This is a genomic window from Butyricicoccus porcorum (assembly GCF_051246315.1).
GTDB classification, from domain to species: Bacteria; Bacillota; Clostridia; order Oscillospirales; family Butyricicoccaceae; genus Butyricicoccus_A; species Butyricicoccus_A porcorum.
This window is the reverse complement of record NZ_CP178353.1, coordinates 2,455,009-2,480,661: the sequence shown is the minus strand read 5'-3', so window position 1 is coordinate 2,480,661 and position 25,653 is coordinate 2,455,009. Positions and strand designations below refer to the sequence as shown.

21 protein-coding genes and 4 pseudogenes are annotated in these 25,653 nt (G+C 40.6%); 12 read left to right on the top strand and 13 right to left on the bottom strand.

Annotation, left to right across the window (positions count from 1 at the left end; translation table 11 throughout):
• Nucleotides 1-16: 16 nt before the first annotated feature.
• From ACLM7Z_RS12285 to ACLM7Z_RS12250, 8 genes are all read right to left on the bottom strand, one after another.
• Nucleotides 17-2,416 carry a hypothetical protein gene (locus ACLM7Z_RS12285; protein WP_435645227.1) on the bottom strand — a complete coding sequence of 800 codons (2,400 nt, stop codon included), beginning with the start codon at nt 2,414-2,416 and terminating at the stop codon, nt 17-19.
• Nucleotides 2,417-2,470: 54 nt separating this feature from the next.
• A complete protein-coding gene (locus ACLM7Z_RS12280) occupies nt 2,471-6,454 on the bottom strand; it encodes an ATP-binding protein (protein WP_435645226.1) in 3,984 nt (1,327 codons plus the stop codon).
• A complete protein-coding gene (locus ACLM7Z_RS12275; RefSeq protein WP_435645225.1) occupies nt 6,455-6,934 on the bottom strand; it encodes a hypothetical protein in 480 nt (159 codons plus the stop codon).
• A 95-nt stretch (nt 6,935-7,029) separates the two neighbouring features.
• Nucleotides 7,030-10,521 carry an FtsK/SpoIIIE domain-containing protein gene (locus ACLM7Z_RS12270; protein ID WP_435645224.1) on the bottom strand — a complete coding sequence of 1,164 codons (3,492 nt, stop codon included), beginning with the start codon at nt 10,519-10,521 and terminating at the stop codon, nt 7,030-7,032.
• Nucleotides 10,522-10,536: 15 nt separating this feature from the next.
• On the bottom strand, nt 10,537-11,679 hold the full coding sequence (locus tag ACLM7Z_RS12265; RefSeq protein ID WP_435645223.1) for a hypothetical protein: 1,143 nt from the start codon (nt 11,677-11,679) through the stop codon (nt 10,537-10,539).
• Nucleotides 11,676-12,215, bottom strand: a complete 540-nt coding sequence (locus tag ACLM7Z_RS12260) for a hypothetical protein (RefSeq protein ID WP_435645222.1) — start codon at nt 12,213-12,215, stop codon at nt 11,676-11,678. Before ACLM7Z_RS12260 ends, ACLM7Z_RS12265 begins: the two co-directional genes overlap by 4 nt.
• Nucleotides 12,202-12,981 (bottom strand): prolipoprotein diacylglyceryl transferase, encoded by a 780-nt coding sequence (locus ACLM7Z_RS12255; protein ID WP_435645221.1) that lies wholly within the window; start codon nt 12,979-12,981, stop codon nt 12,202-12,204. The genes ACLM7Z_RS12260 and ACLM7Z_RS12255 overlap by 14 nt, the downstream gene beginning before the upstream one ends.
• The gene (locus ACLM7Z_RS12250) at nt 12,978-13,274 is read right to left on the bottom strand and encodes a helix-turn-helix transcriptional regulator (RefSeq protein WP_435645220.1); all 297 of its coding nucleotides are present in this window, start codon (nt 13,272-13,274) and stop codon (nt 12,978-12,980) included. The genes ACLM7Z_RS12255 and ACLM7Z_RS12250 overlap by 4 nt, the downstream gene beginning before the upstream one ends.
• A gap of 433 nt (nt 13,275-13,707) precedes the next feature.
• On the opposite strand from ACLM7Z_RS12250, the gene ACLM7Z_RS12245 reads away from it, so the two are divergent.
• The 4 genes from ACLM7Z_RS12245 (at nt 13,708) to ACLM7Z_RS12230 (ending at nt 15,431) form a co-directional block, all read left to right on the top strand.
• The gene (locus tag ACLM7Z_RS12245; RefSeq protein ID WP_435645219.1) at nt 13,708-13,857 is read left to right on the top strand and encodes a hypothetical protein; all 150 of its coding nucleotides are present in this window, start codon (nt 13,708-13,710) and stop codon (nt 13,855-13,857) included.
• 74 nt (nt 13,858-13,931) lie between these two features.
• Entirely contained in the window at nt 13,932-14,201 is a 270-nt protein-coding gene (locus ACLM7Z_RS12240) for a transposase (protein WP_435645218.1), read from the top strand.
• Nucleotides 14,202-14,275: 74 nt separating this feature from the next.
• On the top strand, nt 14,276-14,623 hold the full coding sequence (locus ACLM7Z_RS12235) for a transposase (RefSeq protein WP_435645212.1): 348 nt from the start codon (nt 14,276-14,278) through the stop codon (nt 14,621-14,623).
• Nucleotides 14,541-15,431, top strand: coding sequence for an IS3 family transposase (locus ACLM7Z_RS12230; RefSeq protein WP_435645213.1), 891 nt, complete (start codon nt 14,541-14,543; stop codon nt 15,429-15,431). The genes ACLM7Z_RS12235 and ACLM7Z_RS12230 overlap by 83 nt, the downstream gene beginning before the upstream one ends.
• Before the next feature lie 120 nt (nt 15,432-15,551).
• Here ACLM7Z_RS12230 and ACLM7Z_RS12225 read toward each other — a convergent pair.
• A pseudogene (locus ACLM7Z_RS12225) lies at nt 15,552-15,761 on the bottom strand (DDE-type integrase/transposase/recombinase); the annotation flags it as partial.
• A 30-nt stretch (nt 15,762-15,791) separates the two neighbouring features.
• Here ACLM7Z_RS12225 and ACLM7Z_RS12220 point away from each other — a divergent pair.
• Together ACLM7Z_RS12220 and ACLM7Z_RS12215 are read left to right on the top strand one after the other, a co-directional pair.
• A pseudogene (locus tag ACLM7Z_RS12220) lies at nt 15,792-16,672 on the top strand (IS256 family transposase).
• Nucleotides 16,673-16,845: 173 nt separating this feature from the next.
• The gene (locus ACLM7Z_RS12215; RefSeq protein ID WP_435645217.1) at nt 16,846-17,046 is read left to right on the top strand and encodes a hypothetical protein; all 201 of its coding nucleotides are present in this window, start codon (nt 16,846-16,848) and stop codon (nt 17,044-17,046) included.
• Nucleotides 17,047-17,402: 356 nt separating this feature from the next.
• On the opposite strand, the pseudogene ACLM7Z_RS12210 reads toward ACLM7Z_RS12215, so the two are convergent.
• Nucleotides 17,403-17,525 (bottom strand): annotated as a pseudogene (locus tag ACLM7Z_RS12210) (IS256 family transposase); the annotation flags it as partial.
• A 272-nt stretch (nt 17,526-17,797) separates the two neighbouring features.
• Between ACLM7Z_RS12210 and ACLM7Z_RS12205 the strand changes: the two are divergent.
• The 3 genes from ACLM7Z_RS12205 (at nt 17,798) to ACLM7Z_RS12195 (ending at nt 21,023) form a co-directional block, all read left to right on the top strand.
• On the top strand, nt 17,798-18,244 hold the full coding sequence (locus ACLM7Z_RS12205; RefSeq protein ID WP_435645216.1) for a helix-turn-helix domain-containing protein: 447 nt from the start codon (nt 17,798-17,800) through the stop codon (nt 18,242-18,244).
• Between the two features lie 345 nt (nt 18,245-18,589).
• Entirely contained in the window at nt 18,590-19,036 is a 447-nt protein-coding gene (locus ACLM7Z_RS12200; protein WP_435645215.1) for a hypothetical protein, read from the top strand.
• Nucleotides 19,037-19,049: 13 nt separating this feature from the next.
• Nucleotides 19,050-21,023, top strand: coding sequence for a hypothetical protein (locus ACLM7Z_RS12195; protein ID WP_435645214.1), 1,974 nt, complete (start codon nt 19,050-19,052; stop codon nt 21,021-21,023).
• Nucleotides 21,024-21,187: 164 nt separating this feature from the next.
• Here ACLM7Z_RS12195 and ACLM7Z_RS12190 read toward each other — a convergent pair whose 3' ends face one another.
• The 3 genes and pseudogenes from ACLM7Z_RS12190 to ACLM7Z_RS12180 all read right to left on the bottom strand — a co-directional run.
• Nucleotides 21,188-22,078, bottom strand: coding sequence for an IS3 family transposase (locus tag ACLM7Z_RS12190; protein WP_435645213.1), 891 nt, complete (start codon nt 22,076-22,078; stop codon nt 21,188-21,190).
• Entirely contained in the window at nt 21,996-22,343 is a 348-nt protein-coding gene (locus ACLM7Z_RS12185) for a transposase (RefSeq protein WP_435645212.1), read from the bottom strand. Before ACLM7Z_RS12185 ends, ACLM7Z_RS12190 begins: the two co-directional genes overlap by 83 nt.
• A gap of 410 nt (nt 22,344-22,753) precedes the next feature.
• Nucleotides 22,754-23,238 (bottom strand): annotated as a pseudogene (locus ACLM7Z_RS12180) (transposase); the annotation flags it as partial.
• 139 nt (nt 23,239-23,377) lie between these two features.
• Between ACLM7Z_RS12180 and ACLM7Z_RS12175 the strand changes: the two are divergent.
• The 3 genes from ACLM7Z_RS12175 (at nt 23,378) to ACLM7Z_RS12165 (ending at nt 25,625) form a co-directional block, all read left to right on the top strand.
• Nucleotides 23,378-23,716: a transposase gene (locus tag ACLM7Z_RS12175; RefSeq protein WP_087021933.1), complete on the top strand. Its 339-nt coding sequence runs from the start codon at nt 23,378-23,380 to the stop codon at nt 23,714-23,716.
• Nucleotides 23,713-24,621, top strand: a complete 909-nt coding sequence (locus ACLM7Z_RS12170; RefSeq protein WP_435645211.1) for an IS3 family transposase — start codon at nt 23,713-23,715, stop codon at nt 24,619-24,621. The genes ACLM7Z_RS12175 and ACLM7Z_RS12170 overlap by 4 nt, the downstream gene beginning before the upstream one ends.
• Before the next feature lie 77 nt (nt 24,622-24,698).
• Nucleotides 24,699-25,625, top strand: coding sequence for a penicillin-binding transpeptidase domain-containing protein (locus ACLM7Z_RS12165; RefSeq protein ID WP_435645210.1), 927 nt, complete (start codon nt 24,699-24,701; stop codon nt 25,623-25,625).
• Nucleotides 25,626-25,653: the final 28 nt, after the last annotated feature.

Sequence of the window (25,653 nt, the reverse complement as noted above, 5' to 3'; positions counted from 1 at the left end):
TCTCCTCCACGACCATCTACAGTTCTCTTTCTCGTTCTTCCCCAATAGCCCGTTCTCTAGGATCTTTTTTAGGAGCTTCGCTCTTGAGAGAACTTGAAGCGCTATCAGAAGGAATATTAACAGGGGCAGTTTTTTGGTGCCGACGAAATCTATAGTTGGAATCTCTCTTTAGTCTTTCATATTCATCTAAAGTCTCAAATGCCTTTGAAATTCTATTGGCAACTTTGGGAGATGAAGGGCTTTTTCCACCCACAAATATTAACAGATTAATTTCATCAACGAGATTGGAGAATTCATCGAATTTACCCTTTTCGCCAAAACATGAATCAAAATCCTTGCGAAGTTCCTCGATTTTTCCATGCGAAAAAACTTCCAACAATTCTTCTTTCCCATAAATACTTTCTAAACGTTCAACAATAGAAATTTCTGTTGGATAGCCTGGGGCAAAATAGTTTGGTACAACAGATTCCATTGCTCTACACGCATAAAGATCAGTTATTCCTTCATTTAATCCAGTGTTTTTTGTGACCTTTTCGCCTTGATACACACTAGTTTCAAGTAACCCAACATTTCCAATTCCGTGCGAGAGCTTATGAAGCATTTCGTGCACATATGTATGTAAGAAACGTCCAATAGGAATTTGTGATCCTTTTTTAATAACAATTTTTTTGGTTTCACTACAATAAAATCCTGCAATGTCGCTTCTCGCATTAGGATAGAATTTTTCTATTTCTTCCTTTGAGAGAATTATTATATCCTTACTAAGATTTTTGAAACGCTCGTCCGAAAACGTACTACTAAAATTTTTTCTTAATACATCAGTGGCTAATGACGTTAAGGCATAAAGGCTTTCTTTTGATATATTTCCAGTATCAGTATTTCGCAAAAGACTATAACGTTTTTCAAGCGGTACAACCTTTAAAGAGGATGCCGTAGTCTTAATCTTAGAAAACGCACTTCCAAAGAAAGTATCTGCACCTGTTCTCGTTTTTTCACCAACCGAAGACATATCTTCAGGAATTTTCATATAATGCAAAGTGGCAGTTGCACGCCTACTATGCCCTGCAAAAGCAGATGAACGAATTTCATGAGACAGACGTTGCCACTCAGGGTCACGAGAATATGTTATATAGTCATCCCAACCATAATTATGTTCGTACATATACTGCTGCAATTTCTCTTGCGGGGTCATTATATTGTGTTCAGCACTTGTTGGATAAGCGGCCTTATGTAGTTTTTGCCAAGTAGGATCTTGGGAGTAAATACTATAATCCCACGCACCGTAATTATGCTCCTGCATATAAGAGTTCAATGCTTGTTGTACTGGAGTCATTATTGTGGCTCCGTATTCACCGGAATCACCGCCATAGGGTTTATATCCCCATGTTTGTCCATCTCCAATATAACGACCATCTTCAGTATAGTTGGCAGGATCAAGCCAATCCGCGAAAGTGTGCTTTCGTCCACTCGTATCAGCGGACGGTGTTCCTGCTGCCGGCGTTTCAGTAGATATAAACTGACTCTCCAGACTCTGAGATGTTTGGCTACTACTATACCCATCAGCATTTGGAGATTCAATTTGCGGTGCAGCAACATCACCGAAAGAACTTAGAGCATATTCGTTTGTGTCTTGTTCTGAAGAAAAATTTTGTGGTGCTTTAGTGTTCAGTGTTCCTTGCCCGGAGTGGTAATTTGGCATTGTGGCTGGTGTGACCAACTGATCTTGACTTGTACTAAACTGACTTGCAGATAAAGGTAAAGATTCACCTGAATGTCCTCCAGTGAATGCCGCCAAAGCGCCAGTTTCTGTGTTTCCGTTCCCAGCACTGGTTCCAACTTCTCCTGAAGCAGTGCTTCCTGTTCCAGAGGTAGTGCCGCCAGAACCTCCTCCGGAGGCTCCATCAACGGAGCCTCCGAGGATGCCAGCTGCTTGTGTCAAAGAAGAAAGACTTGTTTGCAAGGAATTTTGCAGAGTACCACCAACACCAGCATAAGCACCGTACATTCCGCCAGCTAGGCTGATATTCTGTGAAGTTTTTCTTGTACGTTCCTGAATTTCAAATAATGTCTGGGCTTTTTCTTCTTCAACAGCTTCGAGTTCATTTTGTTTGCTTTCCAATTCGCTACCGGTAGAGTCTAAATCTTGTTCCACTCCCGACAATTCATTTTCAGCAGAGCTTTTTTCTGCTTCTAAGGAAGCAATAAGCCCGTAGTCGGGATCACCGTCTTCGTCGGTATCTTCGTAAGCGGCAGCAATCGCAGCTTCTAAGTATGAAATTGTGCTGTTTAATGAACCCCTTCTGCCAGACAATTCAGACATACGTCCTTTTAGATTTTCAATCTGGCTCTTGGTAGATAATTCATGGCTGCGAATACCTTCGGCTATACCAACGAAATCTCTTGATCTAACAGCCATAGTAACCCCTTTCTACGTGATAATTTCTTGCTGATATCGGAATGCTAATCACATTTATTTGGTAAAAATCTTTAATGCTCGAGTCATTTTTGCAGAAAGTTTGTTCCAATCTTCTTTCGTAGATTGCGAAACCTGATCGGACGCAGTCATTTTAATCATTAGATTCCTGCAATCATTCCAGTTGTTGGTTGAGTATTTGAATAGGACTGGGTATACGATTGTTCCAATGTCGATTACATCTTCCAAGAAGCGCCTGTAATGTTGAACCAGCACGTACTGAAATTCGTGAGTGTCTATGCCCATGGTGTAATACATTTTGAATAGGGCATTGTAGTTTTTGCAAAGATCAGTGAAGAACTTCATATCAATATTTTCTTCATTCATCCTACTGAGCTTCTGCATTCTGAGTTGGTGGAAATAATCAAATTTAGCACCCAACTCCAAGAAGGCTATGGAATTAGAACCCCGCCACATTTCGTCATAGCCATTCCACATAGAAAGTCTAGTTGTTGCGTTTTTATTGCGATAATCAACGACATTCCTAAATGTAGAAAGCAGTTCTTGTGTGTAAGTCAGAAGGATAGTTCTATTCACCCCTTGCAATCCATCGAAACGCTTGAAAACTCGAACAACGTATGCTGCCAATGCCTTATGAAGCAATGTGGCTCTCGTGCGGTATTCAATAGCTTTTTTATTGGCTTCCTCCCATTCAGGTGTTTCTAATTTCAACGTATTATCCAACTCATATTGCACGCTATTGGCAAGGTTGACGGTAGTGGAGTAGTAGATTTCTGCGATTTGATAATAATGTTGGAAAGTAGAAACAAACTGGTCACAGTAATCTGCAAGAGCTTCTTCTATACTATCTTCATGTCCTAATATAGCGGTAGCCTTTTGGTGGTACGCATCTGTTTCGGCATCGATCTGATTGCTGATAAAATCACCGGCTGCATAAATTGCAGCATTGTATCCGGGATGATTTGCCAACAGTGCATCGGAAGAAAGAGTTCTGAAATCCACATAACGTTCAATGTCAGCTGTAATATTCTTTGTTTCTTCCATGAGAATGGCCTTTAACTGAGGAACATCATGCAAAGATCTCATTATTCCGAACAAGGAGAGGTAGTTGTTGATGGTACACATATACATATCATCCGAATATACATAGTAATTCTTAGATAAGGTCATGTACGCATAATACTGGTTCGCAAAGCCCCAACACAGCTTCTTCAAATCACGGGTCAGTGCTCCGGTAAACTCTCTTTGTTTCTTTTCGTAAGCCAATCTAGTTTCAGCAATATGCTTCTTGGTTTCAGCAATATCATCCTCATCGCAGAGTCGTTCGAGCTTGCTCTGCAGGCCGCTAAGATTATTGGATACATAATTTAACTCAGCATATTTTTTGCTGATGCTTGCTTTTAGGGTCTGGGCTTGATTTCTGAGCAGGTCAAACTCTACACGCATTTTCTCCTGCATAATAACTGCGCTTCGAGCCAACAGTGCATTGTAAGTTTTATTGGTCTTTAAGCATTCAAACAACTGAGTATTAGTAGGAGAATCGTATTTTTTCTGAGAAACACCTTTTTCCCATTCGCAGACTCTCATCTTGAAAGGTTTGAGCAGGTTTTCATAGAAAATAAGTGCTTGACCTGTGCCAAACGTGCCTTGTTCTTCTAACTGGTCAGCAGAAGCAGACATAGTGCTACCAAGCAAATTACGGTCGTCCTGTGCTGTAATTCGATGGCCAAGTTTGAGACCAGTATTTTTCAGAACTTCTGGAGCCATCGCAGTAGGAAGCTGATCGGCAATTACGATACCTTCACCCAAAGCTCGGACCTCGGCAAGCATCTTGACAAGGTACTTAGTTGCAGAGATTTTAGGGTCAACGGAACCGCCTACAGGGTCATCTGTCGTAGGTCCGATAAGGTTATGCGCTTCTTCATAGAAAATGATGTGTTCAATTTCACGCTTAAGTGCGCTTTCATTTGCTTTGGCGACGTCACTTGTTTTGCGAACCTTAAGTACCTCTCGAATCAATGTGGAAATCAAGAGGGACATAAAGTTTGCGGGACCCTCACCAAGTGCTTCCAGTTCGATGATAACCGGACGACTAAGCCAATCTTCAGGTTCAATGCTTGATTTGCGGACATTATAAACATTACCGATTTCACGTCGTAAAAGGCTACCAATTCGTACTTCCATAACAGAGCGGATATTTGCCTTAGATTCACCTTCGTAGCCAGATTCTTCTACAGCTACTTTCAGTGAGTCGTACAATTCCTGCATTGTCGGGTATTCTTTTGTTCCGTTATTTCGTTCGTTAATATTCCAGCCCTTATCGAGATAGACTTTCTCAATACAGCTATCAATCAAGAACGGAGACGGAGGAATCAGTTCAAATGCGCCTGCAAAAACAGCGTTCAAGTTGGCAATATGCTCGGCAAGTGTTAAACCCACCGGAAACTGGAACGGATTGATATGCAGCGGAAAATACGTATCAGCACCAGGAGAGAAGACACAGAGATCTTCCATCCCTTCAATCATTGCTAATGCTCGATATTCCTGTTTAGCAGGTTCCAGCACAAGGAAAGGAACGTGCTGCTGTGTATCACGCCAGAGAGTCGTGACTAAATACAACATGGTGTTGGTTTTACCGGCACCCGGAACACCAGCGATAAATGCGTGTTTCTTGAACAGTTTTACAGGGAAGGTAACATCATATCCCATGGAACTAACACCCAAGGAAATAACCTCATGGACTTCTCCGGTATCTTTGTCGATGCTAAGCTCCTTAGAGAAAGGAGTAGGATCAGTTTCTTTCTGACACTCGATAGCTTCGCCAGGATACAAAATCGGGAAGGAGAACATCGGGCGAATCTCCTCCAAGGTGTATAGCGATAGGAATGGAGCGACGTAATTACCTGCCTCTTTTTCCTTGTGAAGGATTTTAGCATCACTCTCATACATACTAAAGCCGTTTTCGGAACTCATTGTCTCAATCAGATAAGTTCCGGATTCCACCGCTTCTGCAGCAACGCTATCTGCAAGCATTACGGCAATGTCCTGTGAATCAGCAAAAGCAACGACATTTGCAAGGAACTGAGGGAATTTCATCAAATTATTGAGATACTTATCCCAAGATTTCACGATGCTTTCGCTGTTGTCATCTTTACCCTGTACTCGATCCGAAATTCTGCGTCGTGTTTCTGTGTAAGGCAATCTTTGACGGATGGCTTGTGTGTGTTCTACTGGGAAAATATCAATACGAAGAACAGCGCTTCGATCATATCCTTCCATCAGTTTCAGAACGTTATAAAGTCTGCCAGTTTCGCAAGGTTCCCACTCCATAATAGAGTAGAGGTTAATTTCACCAGCTCCGTCCGTATTCAATCTATTTTGTGCTGGAAGGGAATAATCTTTTTTTGTCAAAAATGCTCCGTAGGCGAATTTTTTCTCCAACACAATTCGACCCGTTTTATCAACAGGCATTTTATTGAAGCTCAACATTGCATCTGCGTCAGATGCAATCTCACAAACGATATGAGAGCGTGTGCCGCCAGCAATTTCCTTTGCCGCAGTAATAACTTCTTCAGGCTTGGTTTTACCAAGGCTGTATTTTTTTACAGCCCCAGAAATATTCGTCAACTTGAGCAAAGGAAGGATGGAACCGTCGGATAGCTTTTCTTCCTCAATGGCAAAATTCTGGGCAACTTCATAGCAGAAAAACTCGTAGTAGGTACTCAAAACAGAGGTCGTCAGAAATTCACGAATTCCCTCCAGTTTTGTCTTGCTTTGAGAAGTCGCATAGAAAATGATGGATAAGTGGTGTCCTTTCGGAATGCTCTTATCCGGGTTGTAGTAGTACAGCAAATGGAAATATACACCAGAAGTGTATCCAAGTCTATGTAATTGGCGAAGGAATACACCGTGCTTATCCATGATGTTCTCAACACTGGAACCATCAAAAACGCTGTACTTTGTTAATGTTAAATCCGGTAGTTTGTTTACTGAAAAACAGAGGTAATATAATTGATCCATTTAGAAGACTCCTTCCAATGCGGCTGCAAGCTGGTCATATTCAGACTGCAACTCATCATTTACCTGATCGCTTTCCTCTGCAATTTCCTGGAATTCCTGTCCGCTTTCCTGAAGTTCGCTAGATAATTCACCTCCAACCTCAGAATAGTCTCCGACCATTTCAGATGCTTTTTCTACATCAGCCATTTCGGTTTCGCTATACTCGGTAGACTGCTCAGAGGTTTCCTTTAAGGATTCACCAACTTCACGTCCCGGCTCCTTAACTTCACTTTCGGCAATCGCTTTGGCAATGCCATCCGATTCACTTCTGGCCGCATCAAGTGCAGCCTTGTCATCATCATCAATGGCTTCGATCTGCTCCATTGCGCCCTGGGAAGCTTCGGCTTCTTCTAACTTCTGCTCGCCAGCTTCTTTTATTTCATGACCTTTTTCCTGATCACTTTCAACTTTTTGTCTTTGTTCCAGTTTCAAAGAACCCATGATAATCCTCCTAAGTAATCAATTTTGTATTTTTATCAGAATATAAAGCATAATGCGCAGAGCCAGATTGTATAACCCGACTCTGCGCATCGTAATTAGTGCAGTTTAGCGCTAATATCGTTCAGCCAATCCTCGTCAGGTGCCTGGTAAGGACGGAACTTCTGATTATCTCTTGCTTTGTTGTAATAAATTGCGTTGTTTTCACTCATCAAGCTGATGTCATTTGCGCCAACAGAACGAGAGAATTCTTCAGGAGACATATCAAACGCTACCTTCAGGTTAAAGTAGGACATGATGTTATTATCATCTTGTTCAAGAGCGCTGTAGCTATCCTGCCAGAGGATTGCGTGTACGCCACGTTTTGCACCATCTTTCACTATGAGGTGGAAGATCTCCTTAGGCGAGATCTGAGGCTTATTGGAGCTACTCGGCATCAGATTGAACAGGCTGTCAATATCATCGCCCTGAGAAAGTTTTGTCTCAGATTTTAGTTCTTCAGCACGCTGATAACCAAATACAAAGAAATACTTATCGGTATCTCCGATAGGAGTAGTACCCTTCAGATTGTCAAGCAGTTCGGACAGTACATCTTGTGTAGCGTTTTCGTCGCCGCAATGAATATATCTGACATATTCAGGAAGCAACTCACTTGCAATAATCTGAGGAGTGTCCTTGAAATAGCTATCATCCAAAGGTTTGCAATTAAGTAGATAAATGAACGGCTGATCCGGTGCCTTACCATGTTTAACCTTGTAGTTAATGCAGAGACTAAGGATTGCAAAGGCAAACATACTTCTTGCTTTCTCGGTATCATTACCCAGCATCAACAAGTTAGAATTATCATTGCGAGTGAGATCCATATTCATGTTGTTTGTAACACTAAGCGGTTCGCCAATGTACAGACGACCAGGAACAGGACAACGGTTCGGCTCATAATTCTGGAACTGATTGAAGATACTGTACTTGTTATCTTCGATATTGGACAGCAGAATACGAGTAGGCTGTTTTGCATAGGAAATTGTTTTATCGCTAATTTCCTGTAGCATACCTCTGTGTTGCTCTGGTTCAATGTAAGCAACTCTGAAGTGGCTGTTATATTCTTTATTACCTGCTTCAGAGTTATAGACAGCACGACCAGGATCATCAATAGAAATCTGGTCAATTTCTGTGCTACCGTTATCAAGAAGCAGATTTGCATCAGCCTTGGAACACTTAAGCACAATTCGTACAGCCATCTGATCGAATACAGCACGGTCAATGCCGGTAATATTGGAGTAGCTCTGAGATGCAAGAATCAGATGAACTCCGAAAGCACGACCTTGGCGCACAATACGCTCCATGATAGTTGCAGACTTCTTTGCCAATTCATCATTTGCATTGGAGAACAACTCGTGGAACTCGTCCATAATAACTAGGACACGAGGCATCTTTTTGCCCAACGCACGGTACTCCTCGATTTTATCGACATGGCTTTTCTTAAAGAGATCTGCACGGATTTTTTGCTCACGTTCCAGTGCAAGCAAGATGTTATATCCGAACTCACGCTCACTTTCGATAGCCACAACCTTGAACGAAGGAAGTTCAAAATCAGCGTAAATCTTGAACTCAACACCACGTTTGAAGTCAACTAAGTAAATAGAAAGCTCGTCAGGCGAATACTGAGTAAGTGTTCTGAGGATAATTGTATGTAACAAGCTGGATTTACCGGAACCCGCCACACCCGCAATCAGTGCATGGTGGCTACCACCAACACCTAAAGTAAGGTACTGAACTTCATTAGCACCATGGATACCAATAGGAATTCGGATGCCATCCTTGGTTGTTTCAGTGGTTTCGGCATTGCTGACTTTATCAATGCCGATAACGACTTTGTTTGCATTTTTGATGCCTTTTTTGAGCGTGGCAATAATCTGATCCATTTGATTATTGCTAGGTAGCTGGAGGTTACTCCAAAGTAAGGCTTTATCTTTTACCTTTTCGCCAGAGCAGGAGATCTGAGTGCAATTATCATTGAAATTAAACACTTGGAAACTGGTTTCGATGTTCGTAATCAAAGGGTAGGAACGCTCAGAAATCTTTTTGTACTGGCTTTCGTTTCTATAAATAACCGTAAAGACTCCGCACTTCGGTCCAGAAGTTACAATCTGCTCAAGCAATTTTAGAGACTGGTCAGTAAGACCGGCAGGAAAATCCATGAGCATCAAAACCTGATAGGCTTCGGCGTTTTGTTCGGCAACACGATTATACTCATAGATGTTGTCATACTTGCCCTGTAAGCAACGCTGAGTAACATTGGAAATATGGTCGGTCATGATTTTTAACTTCTGCTCAATATCAGCAGGAGCAGACCAGATCTTTCCGTTAATTACTTCGCTTGTACGATCGTCAACATCAACCAGTCGAGTGAACATTGCGAAGCTTTCGCCAAGAGTAACCGGGTCGATAAAGGTAAAGTTGAGTTTGCCAGGAGGAAGCATCATAAATAAACGCATACCAAGATCGCAGGCATTTTTAACGACATTTTGGCGACCTTCGCCGTTGAACTTGAACAGATAGTTAAATTCAGGACCGAAGGAAGCACAGTAGGGAATGCAAAGCTTATTGTCTCGGTAAAGGAAGAAATAGTATCTATCCAAGAAAGCCTTTGTATAGTCGCTCAGTCCCAATGCAGAAATGTCATACTCTAAGGTGCTGATATGAACATTGCGGGGCATTTCCTTATAGCAATCATAGTGTTCGAAGGAAGGTTCCAGAGAATAAAGTCTGGCATATTCATTAGCAAATTCCTGCGGAGGGAATTGCGTGTGGAATGTATCAACAAGTTTTTCCAAGCGCTGTCTCAAGACATCATCGCTTCCTACGAAAACCTTTTCTGTCTCAGCAAAACTTGCCGTTCTCTGCTGAACGAATTTGCCAGCAGTGGTGGTCAATGCATTCATAGCAGAATCCCACTCGGAAGAAACTTTCTGATGAGAACTGCTTGCTACATTGGTATAGTTTTGATGCAGCGAATCCCTATTCTGTACGATGGAACCACGGAGGGCAATAATTTCCTGATTCAACATAGCTTCTGCTGCACGACAAGTGTTGTAAAAAGAAGCGCAAGAACTGGCTATTTTTCTTTTTCTGGAACCCTTGAGGGCTTCATTCAGATCATAAGCCATGGAAACAAAGTCAATTTTTTCATTGATAATATCCTCGATAGAAATAGAAATCTGCGGAGAAGATCCATTTTTGTTAGATTCATATACGTCCTTGTGAGTGATGCTTTTTTCGGCGCTTGAAATCAACGCAAGAGCTTCTTTACATTTCTGCAATCTGTTAAAAGTAGCAGTTTTATCGCCTATATCACGAGAAAGAACGTTATCCATCTGCTTCTGGAAATCTGTGATAATAGACTGTACTTTGCTAGAGAAATTTTTCGCCTGCTGTTCAGCAGTAGTGCGAACTCGACCCCATTCATTCTTTTCTCCGGCATCACGATCGTTTTTCACACGAGATGCGACCAGGATTGCAGATTGACTATCTTTATCAAAGACAATCAACTTCTTTAAGAAATCAACAAATAATTTTGATGTATATTCCATTTTTCACACCTCCTATTAGTAGTTGTCATTGGGCAGACCCCACGCACTATAGTAGTCATCACTATCGTCGCCATCGACGTCGATAGGGGTAGTATAGGTGGTATTAGGCTGCCAACCTTGAGAAGAAACAGATATTTGAACATCAACATCAAGACCAATGCCACGAAGGACAGTATTATAAGTGTCCTTTCCCAACAGATTTGCGGCATCCAGGAAATCGAAAGTTTCCACGGCATGAATCGCGGTACGATGTCGCTGTTCAATTTGGTCAATTTCATCAAGGGTCTGCTGAACTGTTGCTTCATATATTTTCAAAGAAGAAATTTCGTTAGTAATCTGTCTCACCTGTTCATCACGCTTTTTAACCAGATCATTAAAGGATTTAACCCATGGATGCTGTTTTTTCATGCTTTCCAAGGCATCCTTAGCTTGTTCAGACTGCTGAAGGATATTACCGATTCTGACCTGATACTTATGGAGGTTCTCTGCAGTACATTCCTCTAGCTGATAGGTTTCCGTTTTAATTGAAGAAGCGGCTTGTGCAGCCTTGTCAAGGGCATCGCTGTGTTCTTTAGAAAGCAGGATGCAGTCCTTCTCCAGCGTATACATGGAATGCTCAGTTTCTTCAAGCTCAGCCCACAGTGAGAACAACTTCTTTTTGCGGGCATCCACTTCGCCCTTCATAGTTTTTTTGATTTGCAAAATGTTAGTTTTCATTTTGCATTGATATTCATAATTCAGGACTTCTGCTTTCAGAGCTTTTTGAGCAGTCAGTACCATGCTTCGCACATCCTGATATGCGCTGCGCTCCGCACCTGCTGAGAAAGTCAGAGCATTGCAAAAATCAGCATCTTCTTCGCAATTAAATCCTTTCTGGATCAGCTCTACAGCGTTTGAACATTTGCTTTTTGCCAAAAGGCGCAGCCAGAAAATACCTGCCAGATTCGGCATCCATTCAATAACGGTGTGAGAGAGGGTGAGTGCTTCAGCAAATTTTTTGCTTTCTACCAAGGACTCAACTTTGGAGTATTCAGCAGCTGCATTCTCGTGGATATCAGGCATTTCTACCTCATCAAATCCCACGGTGTTACCGCAATGAAAGCACTTACCAGTTTTATGTACATACTTCTTACATTTTGTGCATTTTACAATTTTCATACGGAAGCACCACCTTTCTTTGACAATTCTTCTGCCAAGGAATCCACTTTACCTTGTTTTTCTGCAACCTTGGTCAGTTCATTCATAATTTCGGTCATCTGAGCATTGGCTTTGTAAGTTGTAGAAACCAGCGGTTTGTCAGATGTTTTGTTTCTGGAGCAAGTGTTGTTCACATTTAAGGCTTTCTGCTTTATTTCGCTTGCCCAAGTTACTCGTTGTCTTTTTGCAGAATCACTTTGTTCTAATTCAGCAGCTTTTTGGGCTGCATTTTTTTCCTGTAACGTCTGGAACGCTCCATAAGCCCCACCAATTGCTGCGCAAATCAATGTTGAGTATAAAATGCAGTTTCGTACAATTGGGTCACTCGTAAATTCTTGACATCCACTTGCACAGGTGGCGTTACCGCAACCAAAGAATGCTTCGATCCATTCTCCGGTACAGCTACAAGCAGCTTCGTATCCGACAAAAAAACTCAGAACTAAGCCGATACATAGTCCGATTAAAGCTCCATACGCTGTGTATTTAACAATTTTCATTTTTGAACCTCCTCACATTCCTTGTATTGTGAATTATTGTTAACAACAATAATATGGTTAGTATTAAGAGCGATATATATTGGCTAAAAGAAAGTTGTCCGAAAAGACCTCTTATGGTATCGCCCCTCATGAATTCTAAGGCGAAACGAAAAACTGCGTAAGTTGCTAGATATATCTTTAGAAGATTTTTTTCCTTATTCTTTTTGTGCACTATAAATAATGTAATAAAAATAGCAAACTCGAAAATAGATTCTACTAGTTGTGTTGGAAAGCATGATCTAATTTCCTGGGTACTGTGTATGTAAGTAACTGATAAAAAATCAGTGTATTCTGCTCCGAAGCAACATCCAGCGAATAGGCAACCGATTCTTCCAAAGCCGTGAAATAAAGGTATCGTAATGACTATGAGATTTATAAGCGCCATGTCGAATCTTCGATACATCCCAAATATTGCAATGGAGGTGCACAGTAAAAATCCCAATAAACCACCATAGAATACAAGGCCTGCACTACCTAATATTTCTACAGTAAGTGGCTCTTGATTATAAAGCGTAAGCAGAAAATTTTTAATGACTCCAAATAGTTTGGCACCCACTATAACACCGACAATACCGCAAACATAGATCAAAGGCTGTTTGTCAATTTTGATTTCATTGTCATATAGCAAATAGAAAAACAAAATTACTGAACATGACAGACCGATGCCAATCCAAAAAGCATAGGGTGGAATTCCCCATATATAATTATTTTGTAGGTCAATGGTCATTTTTCAGGCCTACTTTCATGTTCCATATAGGAATTAGGGAAAATACCTAAAACTTTTAGCAACTCTTTTGTATCCGCTCTGGACGAAAACAGAAAAACAATCGACAGATATAAGCTCCAAGCCATAGGCGTTTTTTGGCACTCTATCATGCTATAGGTTTGCCGGGAAATACCGATAGCATTTGCAATGTCTTCTTGCGTTAAGTTTCCTTTTGCTCGTAAAGTTTTTAGATTGGATGTTAAGTGAGCAATCAACTCTTTCTTTTCTGTATCGGAAATATTGCTCCATTTCAAAGTGGGTTCCTCCATATACTCGGTCCCCTTTCTTGGCATATTGTTTTATTGAAGTATCTTACTCCACTAATGTGTTTTTCCTATATTACAACATAATTCTTGTTAATTTTACAGAATGTCAGCTTACTTGTCAATCCGTCAAGGTCAACTTATGCCGATTTTTTGTGCTTTTTTTAATATATGATGTAAAAATCTATCATAACACACAAGGCGATGGATGATGTAGTTTATCATCATTGTGAGAAAAAAGTATCCCACAAAATGCAATACTTCTCTTGCTATGTACGAAATTCAGAGTTAATATCATCACTACAAACCTCAAAAGTATTATGCACCCACAGTGGTGGAGTGTGAGTACGAGAAAAGATGTAATCCAGAATATAATGTACCCACAGCAGTGGATACATAGAAAAAGCAAGAAGGAGTGGTGGCAATGGAAAGAGTATGGGGAATCCGAACCGGACGGGCAGCAGAAATCCTCAATAAGTTGAAGCAGCATATGCAGGAACACCCGGATAATTTTTACGGAGACGTGGATACACTTCTGGAGTTGATTTATTTCCACTATATAATGGCCTCATAAATTAAGACACTTTGTGGGACAGATTTTAATGAATCTGATATACTAAAATAGAACGAAAGAGAGGATCCATTATTATGTCCAGACAAAGAAGAAATTTTAGCGCCAAATTTAAATCAGAGCTTGTAATAGAACTGCTGAAGGGAGAGAAGGATCTCAATGCCCTGGCAGCTGAGAATAGCATCCAACCAAATTTGCTGCGTAATTGGAAAAAGGAATTCCTGAATAATGCGTCTGTTGTATTCGACGATAAGCGTGATGAAAATCTCAAAGCAAAGCTTGCCGAAGAACGCAAAGAAAAAGCGGAGTATGCCAAAAAGGTTGGTCAGTTTATAATGGCCTCATAAATTAAGACACTTTGTGGGACAGATTTTAATGAATCTGATATACTAAAATAGAACGAAAGAGAGGATCCATTATTATGTCCAGACAAAGAAGAAATTTTAGCGCCAAATTTAAATCAGAGCTTGTAATAGAACTGCTGAAGGGAGAGAAGGATCTCAATGCCCTGGCAGCTGAGAATAGCATCCAACCAAATTTGCTGCGTAATTGGAAAAAGGAATTCCTGAATAATGCGTCTGTTGTATTCGACGATAAGCGTGATGAAAATCTCAAAGCAAAGCTTGCCGAAGAACGCAAAGAAAAAGCGGAGTATGCCAAAAAGGTTGGTCAGTTAACTATGCAGGTTGACTGGCTCAAAAAAAAATCTGAAGAAATTTGCGGATCTGACTACGAGAGTAAGTTTAGTCCAAAGCCTTTTGACGACTAAGGAATTATCAGTTTCTGTAGGGGCACGACTTCTTGATATCAACCGTACAAGCATTTATTACAAGAGCAATCCGGCATCGGAGGAAGAACTGGCTTGCAAGGAGATCATTGACCATCTTCATACAGATAATCCAAGCTGGGGAGCCAGACAGATGTCTGCACAGTTGAAATCTCGTGGTTATCGTATTGGCAGACGCAAAGCACGCCGTTACATGAATGAAATGGATATTTATCCGATTTATCCCAAGATGAATCTTTCTAAGCGGATGCAGCAGGCTAAGGTATGTCCGTATCTTCTGCGTAATGCAGTGATAGATGCTCCAAATCAGGCTTGGTCTATTGATATTACCTACATTCCAATCAAGCACGGATTTCTGTATCTGACCGCTGTGATCGACTGGTATAGTCGCTGTATTGTCGGCTGGGAAGTCGATGATACACTTGATACAAGAATGGTGATCAACGCTTTGAAAAGGGCTTTCAAAATAGCGAAACCGCAAATTCTGAATTCTGATCAGGGCTGTCAGTTTACAAGTCAGCAGTATATTGACTTTGTAAAGAAAAACGGCATCCGCCAAAGTATGGATGGAAAAAGCCGATGGGCTGATAATATCATGATTGAGCGCTGGTTCCGCAGCTTCAAATATGAAGAAGCCTATCTGACGCAATACAACAACATCAAGGAAGCACGAGCTGCGATCGGAAAATATATTCACACTTACAACTTTCAGCGGCTCCATTCTGCACTTGGTTATCAAACACCGGCTGAATGCTACTATCCGGCATTGTTGTTGCCATATGTAGCTTAAGGCATATATTGCGCTCTGGGGAAGATTCCATTATCTTCCTCATGCTCCCTGGCATTTATTAACCATATCAGTTCATTATAAAAATCTTAGATTTTTGTCTTGACAACTGAGCCACTATAAACGCTCCATCGGTGCATTATCATACGGACAACCGGCATGACTCATACTCTGAGTGATGCCATGATCCTGACAGAATAAAATAAATTCCAGAGATGTAAACTGACTCCCCTGGTCAAAATGCAATATTAAATTCTGAGCGATACAACCGGTTGCTTTTAAAGCGAGCCTGTGAAAAAATCTCTGTAAAAGTCGCCAAAGATAGTCTTTTATGATAAGATCAATTCACAGGAGGTCGATTTTATGCCTAGAGGAAAGAAGAAACCAGCACATCGTGTCGAGATGACCGATGGTAAGCGTGCTATCATCCAGGGACTACTTCGGGAATACGATATTCAGACCGCTGAAGATATTCAGGACGCACTCAAGGATCTGCTTGGTGGCACAATCAAAGAAATGATGGAATCAGAAATGGATGCGCATCTCGGCTACTCGAAATCTGAACGCACGCATGATGAAGAGAGTGATCGAAACTATCACAACGGATACAAGTCCAAAGAAGTAAATTCCAGGTACGGCAGCTTTGATATTGATGTGCCGCAGGATCGTAAATCAACTTTCCAGCCTAAGGTAGTCAAAAACGTCAGAAGGATATTTCTTCGATTGATCAGAAGATTATCTCCATGTATGCAAAGGAAATGACTACGCGCCAGATATCTGAAACTTTGGAAGAAATCTACGGCTTTGGAGCCTCTGAGGGATTTATTTCAGACGTTACGGATAAGATCCTGCCGCAGATTGAAGATTGGCAGAATCGCCCTCTCGACGAGGTTTATCCGATACTGTTCATTGATGCAATCTATTACTCCGTCCGTGACAATGGTATCATCAGGAAACTTGCCGCATATGTCATTCTTGGTATCAACTCTGAAGGTAAGAAAGAAGTGTTGACGATTGAAGTCGGTGACAACGAAAGCGCCAAGTACTGCCTTTCTGTCATGAATGGCTTTAAAAGCCGCGGTGTGAAGGACGTCCTTATTATCTGTCGTGACGGTCTGACCGGCATCAAGGAAGCCATTGGAACGGCCTTTCCCGAGACAGATTACCAGTGTTGCATCGTCCACCAGGTCCGAAATACACTTAAGTATGTGGCAGACAAGGATAGAAAAGCCGTTCGCGGCTGATCTGAAGAAGATTTATTCTGCACAGACTGAGGCCAAAGCTCAGGAAATTCGCGATCATGTCGCAGAAAATGGGATAAGAATATCCTCGTGCTATGAAATCCTGGTTCACGAATCCGGATGCCCTGACGCTGATTTTTAAGTTCTTTGCGGATGTCTGAACCGTCATTTACACAATGAATACCATTGAGGGCCTGAATGCTACTTACCGCAAGTTGAATCGTCAGCGGAGCGCATTTCCGAGTGATCAGGCGCTGTTAAAAGCTCTTTATCTGGCGACATTCAAAGCCACTAAAAAGTGGACGATGCCGATCCGAAACTGGAGCAAAGTCTATGGCGAATCGGCCATCATGTGCGAAGGTCGTTTGCCCGAATGACAAAAGCCTTTATATCAACGGAAATATATGCCTGCTATCGCAGTCACCGAGACCTGCGTACACCCTTTTGTTAATAATTAAGCATGAGCTGACAGCAGTTTCTGCTGTCAACCACAACTAATATTTAGCATAGAAGGTTATTTACAGAAAATTTTGGACCTGTTGACAAATGCATATTTTGAAAAATCAGCTAACTATTACTTGTAGAATATCATTGGCAGAAAAGCATATTCAAGTATTTTCTGAACATTTCAAGAGGATATATATTAAGAAATCCACTTTGTCAACAGATCCAAATTTTCACACTCCCCGGTATTCCCCTGTCGGGTCTCGCTGCGTTCGTAGAGGGCAGCTTAAGCCAGCCTTTCTGCCTCGGCCTCCAGCAGCTCGTTGAGCGTTTCTTCAACGATGCCTCGAACCAATTCTTTGATTTGTCTCTTGATTACTTCCTCATTCAGTTGTGCAATTTTCTCGGACATGGTTTGCTGTCTCTTTTCAGAATGGTGCGTGGTAACTTCATTCTACCAGAGTTCTGCAAACCGTGTCTCTTTTTATCTCTTTTTCTTTTTGCGCAATTTATTGTACCCTATCCAAAAACAGTATGGTATAATTTAAAAAGAAATAAAAATTTGTTGTTTTATGTCCAAAAAAGGGGGACGATGCATATATTATAGAAGAGGATGTAGTTCGGATTGTCACGAACAACATCAATAAACAAATCTAATGGGATGCTTGAAATAGGGGAATAGAAATGTACAAAGTGGATGAAGAATGCAAAGCAATGATCGACCGACTGAAAGGAATCTGCGAGATCAAAGGGATTAAGCCTAATGCATTAGCGAAAAAGGCTGGAATCGCCAGTTCTACTCTCAGTTATATACTGAATGGCAAAACCCAGCCACAAGTTTATACATTGCTTCAACTCTGTAATGCGCTTGAAATAACAATTGAAGAATTGTTTAGAGAAACAAAGAGCAATACATTTGAAGTAACACAAGGAGTCGTGATTACGAAGAGATCCGATAGTCATGTATCTGAAGCCTTGATAGAAGTACTACCAAAAGTAGAATTGTCTTATGATGAACTTGAGCTATTGGCTCATTATCGATATTTTTCTAAGAAAAAGAAAGGGCTATTAAGGATGTATGTAGACATGCTTCTACAGTATAGAAAGTTCGAAAATACTTCACTGGATTGAAATGCGAATTCAATACATCGAATAAAACGGATAGCACGAATATGGTAAAATATTGTAGAAATATATCGAAATTTTCAATGTGGAATGATTAAAAACTATTTATTTGTTGAATATAATGGTTACAAAAAAAATACTTTTTTTGTGAATCCCCCATTAAGAAAAAGTTGAATATAGCTTGCGTTATCTTCCAAATGATTGATTACTGATTTAGCACGTCAAGGGCATTCTGCGTATCACGCAATTCGTGTTTTAACGGGCTATTGCTTTTGCTTTTCCTAAAGCGTAATTATCAGGAATCTTGGCATTTTATATTTTCACATTCGCAATGCAATAAGGAGAAAAATTATGGTTAAATATATGGGTGATTTATTGGCTCAAATGCAAATTATCATCACAACTGTTCTTGAACATCTTGCGGGGCATCCTTTGAGTACGTTTTTTTTGATTTTTATCGTTATTACTATTATTTCCAATGTAATTAAAAGAATTTTTATAAGTCAGGAAAAGAAATATAGATCTCCATATCAAACATGTGAGTACCTCATTACAGGAAGCAATGGACAAGACTGTGATCATCTGTCGCACAGAAAGACATTTAAAATGAATCAAAACAGTTGCACAGGTTGTCGGGGAAAATCCTTAAAAATGACAGATGCCGAAGCAGAAAATCGAATTATTAAAGGAGTTGCTTGGAAGTGTGCGATAGTCTTATTTGCTAATTCTGCTAGAAATATCTTACCATATCTTTCTTTTATCTATACCTTGACGGTTACTATATTTAACAAAAGATGAGGAGTGACGGGTTGTGCGAAGAAAAAGAAACAAGAAAAATAAACCAGTTGAAACAGACGGGTATATTAAAAAATATTTTGGTGTAGATATCGGAAGAATATTAATGCCGAGTAATCGTAGTTTGCAAAATTGTGAGATACCATATGTATCTCATCAAGAAGCAGAGGAGACTTTAAGCGACTGTCTACAAGGGGATGGTTTGATGGACAAATCTCTCGTATTTACTGGATTGACAGGCTCAGGAAAATCTACAATTTTACGTCATGTATTTGGACTTGAATTAAATGCAAATAAAACCTACATTAGTGAAGATACTGTAATTATTTCGGTTGATTTTAATCGATCTCAAAAATCAGCACAAGATGCAATTCTTAGCAGTTTAAGAGCTGCTGTTCAAACTATAGTTGATACGTATGATATTACTTACCCTGATATTGATAATGAAGAGTTTTATCAATATATATTTAGTCGGAGAAACGATTTTTTATTGTTAAATTCAAAACATAGTCCGTCAACTCCTCATAGAGAGAAAATGATTCAATTACTTGAGGATCTGCCGACGGCGTATGCATCTTGTCAATTACAATATGTAATGGATCATGAGTCGTGCAGTCTTGAGTTGGTTGTTTTTGTGGTTGACAATATAGAAGCATTTAGAGATCCAAATGCTAAAAACGCTAAGAAAAAGTATTTAGACCCTGTTATAGAAGCCTTTAAATTGGCTGAATGTATTGATCAAAGAGGTGGTTCTACAAAATGGTGTTTTAATATGGTTATCGCTTGCAGACATCATATTTGGCGCATTATGAAGGGTGAATTCACAGATAACAGTCAAGAAAATGTACTATTACAAAGCTATGTAACAACGGAAAAGCCATATGATTTAAGTGATCCAGTCAGGGTAAACGCTATAATCCAAAAGCGGGAAGAGATTTTTGCTCGGAAGAATCGCGATTTAAATAAATGGAATGAAGCTGTTGGGGTTGTCAATACTGTTCTCCAAACGATGGAAAACAGCATTGGTGATTTTGTCATGCAACTGGAGTTAAAGGATCTCCGGAAAAGCATGTCGAGAATGCAAGAAATAATTTTGAATAAAAGACTACAGAAGAAGACTGATGAAGAGATTGCAGCAGGTGCATTTCAAATAGACTCTGTTGATCAATTTGACTTGACGAGAGTTAATCTAATTAGAACGATTGGGTTGGGAAACTGGAAATATTATTCGGACTCAAATAGTGTAATTCCTAATTTGTTGGTTAATGATCACAGGGAGGGTTTTGAACTTTACACATTGCTTACACTAAATTATTTTTTAATTCAATGTGGATATTCGGAACCTGCTTGGGATAACCCAATTTCTATTCCTAACTTCTATGATGAATTAAAAGATATTTTTGGTTATTCTGAAAATGAGTTAACGAATTTGTTTGGACGATCTATCCATTTCTTAATTCAACATCGTCTTCTTTTGAGAAGCGCAGACCAACCACAGGATGAAGTTCCTGGCTTATCTTTGAGAGACGTAGACAAGATTGAACATGTGTATGTTTCTGGCGCAGCAGTTAAACTGTGGGAAGAATTGGGGAAATCAAGCGCTTTATTTCAATTATATATAGATGATATTTGGTTAGATGAAGAGTGGGATTATTTTGACGATGATGGAAATGATATCGAACACTGTGTTAATTATTTAATTGAATTACAGATAAAAGAGAAAAAAATATTCAACATAGCACACAACAAATCTATTAGGGCGGCGGAAGAGTATATTAACGCCTTTGGTGTAGTCCCTGTTTGTGTACAATTAGCAGAGGGCTTGATTAACAGTTTAAAAACAATAAGTACGTCAGATGATTCACGAGCACAGAGTAGGATAGTTACGGCAAAAAAAACATTACTTAAGGCAAAGCGATTGCATGACGAACTATTTGAATGGGAGAGAAGTCGACAGAAAATAAAGGATGGGAGAATCCCAAATCTGTGAAAACGCTGTATAGCAGTGTAGAAAAGAATGATATTTTATGATGAGTATAGTGGCTCAGTTGTCAAGACAAAAATCTAAGATTTTTATAATGAACTGATATGGTTAATAAATGCCAGGGAGCATGAGGAAGATAATGGAATCTTCCCCAGAGCGCAATATATGCCTTAAGCTACATATGGCAACAACAATGCCGGATAGTAGCATTCAGCCGGTGTTTGATAACCAAGTGCAGAATGGAGCCGCTGAAAGTTGTAAGTGTGAATATATTTTCCGATCGCAGCTCGTGCTTCCTTGATGTTGTTGTATTGCGTCAGATAGGCTTCTTCATATTTGAAGCTGCGGAACCAGCGCTCAATCATGATATTATCAGCCCATCGGCTTTTTCCATCCATACTTTGGCGGATGCCGTTTTTCTTTACAAAGTCAATATACTGCTGACTTGTAAACTGACAGCCCTGATCAGAATTCAGAATTTGCGGTTTCGCTATTTTGAAAGCCCTTTTCAAAGCGTTGATCACCATTCTTGTATCAAGTGTATCATCGACTTCCCAGCCGACAATACAGCGACTATACCAGTCGATCACAGCGGTCAGATACAGAAATCCGTGCTTGATTGGAATGTAGGTAATATCAATAGACCAAGCCTGATTTGGAGCATCTATCACTGCATTACGCAGAAGATACGGACATACCTTAGCCTGCTGCATCCGCTTAGAAAGATTCATCTTGGGATAAATCGGATAAATATCCATTTCATTCATGTAACGGCGTGCTTTGCGTCTGCCAATACGATAACCACGAGATTTCAACTGTGCAGACATCTGTCTGGCTCCCCAGCTTGGATTATCTGTATGAAGATGGTCAATGATCTCCTTGCAAGCCAGTTCTTCCTCCGATGCCGGATTGCTCTTGTAATAAATGCTTGTACGGTTGATATCAAGAAGTCGTGCCCCTACAGAAACTGATAATTCCTTAGTCGTCAAAAGGCTTTGGACTAAACTTACTCTCGTAGTCAGATCCGCAAATTTCTTCAGATTTTTTTTTGAGCCAGTCAACCTGCATAGTTAACTGACCAACCTTTTTGGCATACTCCGCTTTTTCTTTGCGTTCTTCGGCAAGCTTTGCTTTGAGATTTTCATCACGCTTATCGTCGAATACAACAGACGCATTATTCAGGAATTCCTTTTTCCAATTACGCAGCAAATTTGGTTGGATGCTATTCTCAGCTGCCAGGGCATTGAGATCCTTCTCTCCCTTCAGCAGTTCTATTACAAGCTCTGATTTAAATTTGGCGCTAAAATTTCTTCTTTGTCTGGACATAATAATGGATCCTCTCTTTCGTTCTATTTTAGTATATCAGATTCATTAAAATCTGTCCCACAAAGTGTCTTAATTTATGAGGCCATTATAGAGGGAACGGCATATCCGCCGTTCCCTTGCTCACACTATAACGGCAATACCGTTCTGGTGTTAAGGGCAGCGGCGAAAGCCGCTGTTTATTTATCTTTGACGCCGGGGCGGTTTGCTGTTAGTCGGGCATTCTATCCTCAAAAGATGCTTGTCAAGGGAGTGTGAAAACTTTTCTGTAAATAGCCTTCTATGCTAAAGATTGGTTGTGGCTGACAGCAGAAACTGCTGTCAGCTCATACTTAATGATTAACAAAAGGGTGTACGTAGATCTCGGTGCCTGCGATAGCAGGAAAATATTTCCGTTGGCATAAAGGCTTTTGTTATTCGGGCAGACGACCTTCGTACATGATGGCCAGTTCTCCATAGACTTTTCCCCAGTTTCGAATCGGCATCTTCCACTTTTTAGTGGCTTCGAATGTTGCCAGATAAAGGGCTTTCAGCAGCGCCTGATCGCTCGGAAATACACTTCTCTGGCGATTCAGCTTGCGGTAAGTAGAATTCAGGCTCTCAATAGCATTCGTTGTGTAAATGATGGTTCTGACGTCCGCAGAGAACTTGAAAATTGGCGTCAGGGCATCCGGATTCGTGAACCAGGATTTCATAGCACGAGGATATTCTTATCCCATTTTCTGCGACATGATCGCGAATTTCCTGAGCTTTGGCCTCAGTCTGTGCAGAATAAATCTTCTTCAGATCAGCCGCGAACGGCTTTTCTATCCTTGTCTGCCACATACTTAAGTGTATTTCGGACCTGGTGGACGATGCAACACTGGTAATCTGTCTCGGGAAAGGCCGTTCCAATGGTGGAGTGGTATCATTTAAGTAGAGTCGGAAAACTCACCAAACTATGATAGAATAAGAACAAAGTGATGTTGTATAATTTTAGTTGACAACTGATTCTCAAGGATTAAAAATATAATCAAGAGAAAAAGGAGACAACAACGATGCCACAAAACAGAACCTATGATATGGAATATAAAGTACAAGCAGTTAAACTGGCGTTGGAAATTGGTACAACGAAGGCAGCCAAAGAACTTGGTATTCCAGCGAACACCCTGCATACATGGATGCGTCAGTACCGTCTGGGCAACTTGAGCCTGGGAGCCGGCACACAGACACCGCAAAGAGCCATGACTCTGAGTGAAGAAATTCAGCTGCTTCGCAAACAGGTTAAAGAGCAGAACAAGGAAATCAAACGGCTCAGAGAAGAAAATGAATTTCTGGAGGAAGCCAGCGCTTTTTTCGCCGCGAGCCGTCGGAGGTCTGCAAGAACGAAAGAATGAAATTCATTGCCTTGAAAACCAACGATGGCCAGAACACGAGGAAAATCGCATTCTACTGTAAGTTGCTCCATGTCAGCAGGCAGGGGTTCTACAAATATCTGAAGGCCCAGACTCGCCCATGGAAGTATCAGGATTTGGCTGATGCCATGCTGGAGATCCTTGCAGAAGACGAATGCAACGATACTTACGGTCGAATCCGCATGTATCAGGCTTTACGTCTGAAACAGCCACAGGGCGTGCAAATTCCAAGTGAACGGACGGTATACCGGATCATGGAGGAACTGGGTATCAGCCACACACCAAGGCGCAAGCCCAATGGCATTACCAGAGCAGATAAGGAAACTCGTAAATCCGATGATCTGCTAAGACGCAATTTTGACGCAGACAAACCACTAACGAAGTGCGTTACGGATATTACTGAAGTCAAAGGAAAAGATGGAAAGCTATATGTATCCGCTGTCTTTGACTGCTACGATTCCTGTGTTCTGGGGCTTGCAATGGATACCAACATGAGAGCATCCCTGTGTGTTCAGACGCTGAAGAATGCCCATGATGCCTGCCACGATCTGCGTGGCGTTATCATTCACAGTGACAGAGGAGCACAATATACCAGTCAGGAGTATCGGGCAGCCATCGGCCGATATGGAATCCTTCAGAGTATGAACAGTGCTGGTGGAAGATGCCATGATAATGCACGCTGCGAAAGCATGTGGGCCAGAATGAAGGTTGAACTACTTTATGGACGTTACAACACCGAAAAGATGACCATTGATGAACTCAAGACGCTGATTTGGAGATTCTTTATCGGGTATTGGAATAACCGCCGTATCTGTTCCAGAAATGGCGGGCTGCCTCCGATGGTAAAACGCCAGAGATACTATCATTCCCTAAAGAAAGCTGCTTAGCAAATCCTTGAGCAAAATGTGTCAACTGATCTTGACAACTTCATTTTGCCAAACAAAATCAGAAACAAAATAGCTGTATGGCAAATAATCTATGTGGCAATAAAATACAAATTCGATATCGGATTGAAAAAATTTCTGACTTCAGTCGAGAAAATCGAAAAACTGTACTGCGTGGTGCATGTATCATTCTTATGATTTCTCTTTTATCTGTCTTGCAGTTACCAGTGTTAGCTTTTTTTGCAAATAACACAAATATTTATATGCCTGATGCATCTATAAATATAGATGCAGTGGATTACAGTGATATATTCGGTGATAATAACGGAAGCGTTGTAATTTATGATCAAAAAGCAGATTCTTACATGGTTTATCATCTGAATAAAGCAGAAGAACAAATTGCACCCTGTTCTACTTTTAAAATATTCAGTGCGTTGAATGCTTTGGAACAGGGCATTATAACCCCAGAGGACAGCGTGCTCTCTTGGAATGGCAGTGATTATGAATTCCAGGCATGGAATCAAGATCATAATCTTAATTCCGCAATGCAGAATTCCGTAAACTGGTATTTTCAATATTTGGATACGACTGTAGGAGCAAGAGAACTGTCCGCATTTTATAAGAAAATTGGTTATGGGAATGGCTGTATTGGAAGAGATACAGAACAATACTGGAATGGTTCATCGTTAAAGATTTCGCCGTTGGAACAGGTTGAGCTGTTACAAAAATTTTATAACAACTCTTTTGATTTTGATGAAGCCAATATTAAAACGGTAAAACAAGCAATGCTTTGTTCTGAAAATTCTGATAATAAATTATATGGGAAAACAGGAACTGGAAAAGTAAATGAGGTGGAGGTGATAGGCTGGTTTATAGGTTTTGTTGAAACCTCTGATAATACTTATTTCTTTGCTGTTAATCTACAAAATGCTTCCGGCACAAATGGAAAGGAAGCAACGCAAATAACATATTCCATTTTTCATGCGATGGGAATCAGGATGGGTTAAAAAAACAAGATAAGCTGTTAGAAGCTGA

Excerpts from the sequence above, each read along its gene's own strand:
- ACLM7Z_RS12280 (WP_435645226.1), bottom strand. The coding sequence starts at position 6,454 with ATGGATCAATTATATTACCTCTGTTTTTCAGTAAACAAACTACCGGAT.
- ACLM7Z_RS12265 (WP_435645223.1), bottom strand. The coding sequence starts at position 11,679 with ATGAAAATTGTAAAATGCACAAAATGTAAGAAGTATGTACATAAAACT.
- ACLM7Z_RS12285 (WP_435645227.1), bottom strand. The coding sequence starts at position 2,416 with ATGGCTGTTAGATCAAGAGATTTCGTTGGTATAGCCGAAGGTATTCGC.
- ACLM7Z_RS12170 (WP_435645211.1), top strand. The coding sequence starts at position 23,713 with ATGAAATTCATTGCCTTGAAAACCAACGATGGCCAGAACACGAGGAAA.
- ACLM7Z_RS12275 (WP_435645225.1), bottom strand. The coding sequence starts at position 6,934 with ATGGGTTCTTTGAAACTGGAACAAAGACAAAAAGTTGAAAGTGATCAG.
- ACLM7Z_RS12255 (WP_435645221.1), bottom strand. The coding sequence starts at position 12,981 with ATGACCATTGACCTACAAAATAATTATATATGGGGAATTCCACCCTAT.
- ACLM7Z_RS12270 (WP_435645224.1), bottom strand. The coding sequence starts at position 10,521 with ATGGAATATACATCAAAATTATTTGTTGATTTCTTAAAGAAGTTGATT.
- ACLM7Z_RS12175 (WP_087021933.1), top strand. The coding sequence starts at position 23,378 with ATGCCACAAAACAGAACCTATGATATGGAATATAAAGTACAAGCAGTT.
- ACLM7Z_RS12215 (WP_435645217.1), top strand. The coding sequence starts at position 16,846 with ATGAATACCATTGAGGGCCTGAATGCTACTTACCGCAAGTTGAATCGT.
- ACLM7Z_RS12245 (WP_435645219.1), top strand. The coding sequence starts at position 13,708 with ATGGAAAGAGTATGGGGAATCCGAACCGGACGGGCAGCAGAAATCCTC.
- ACLM7Z_RS12260 (WP_435645222.1), bottom strand. The coding sequence starts at position 12,215 with ATGAAAATTGTTAAATACACAGCGTATGGAGCTTTAATCGGACTATGT.
- ACLM7Z_RS12240 (WP_435645218.1), top strand. The coding sequence starts at position 13,932 with ATGTCCAGACAAAGAAGAAATTTTAGCGCCAAATTTAAATCAGAGCTT.
- ACLM7Z_RS12165 (WP_435645210.1), top strand. The coding sequence starts at position 24,699 with ATGGCAAATAATCTATGTGGCAATAAAATACAAATTCGATATCGGATT.
- ACLM7Z_RS12200 (WP_435645215.1), top strand. The coding sequence starts at position 18,590 with ATGGTTAAATATATGGGTGATTTATTGGCTCAAATGCAAATTATCATC.
- ACLM7Z_RS12185 (WP_435645212.1), bottom strand. The coding sequence starts at position 22,343 with ATGTCCAGACAAAGAAGAAATTTTAGCGCCAAATTTAAATCAGAGCTT.
- ACLM7Z_RS12205 (WP_435645216.1), top strand. The coding sequence starts at position 17,798 with ATGTACAAAGTGGATGAAGAATGCAAAGCAATGATCGACCGACTGAAA.
- ACLM7Z_RS12235 (WP_435645212.1), top strand. The coding sequence starts at position 14,276 with ATGTCCAGACAAAGAAGAAATTTTAGCGCCAAATTTAAATCAGAGCTT.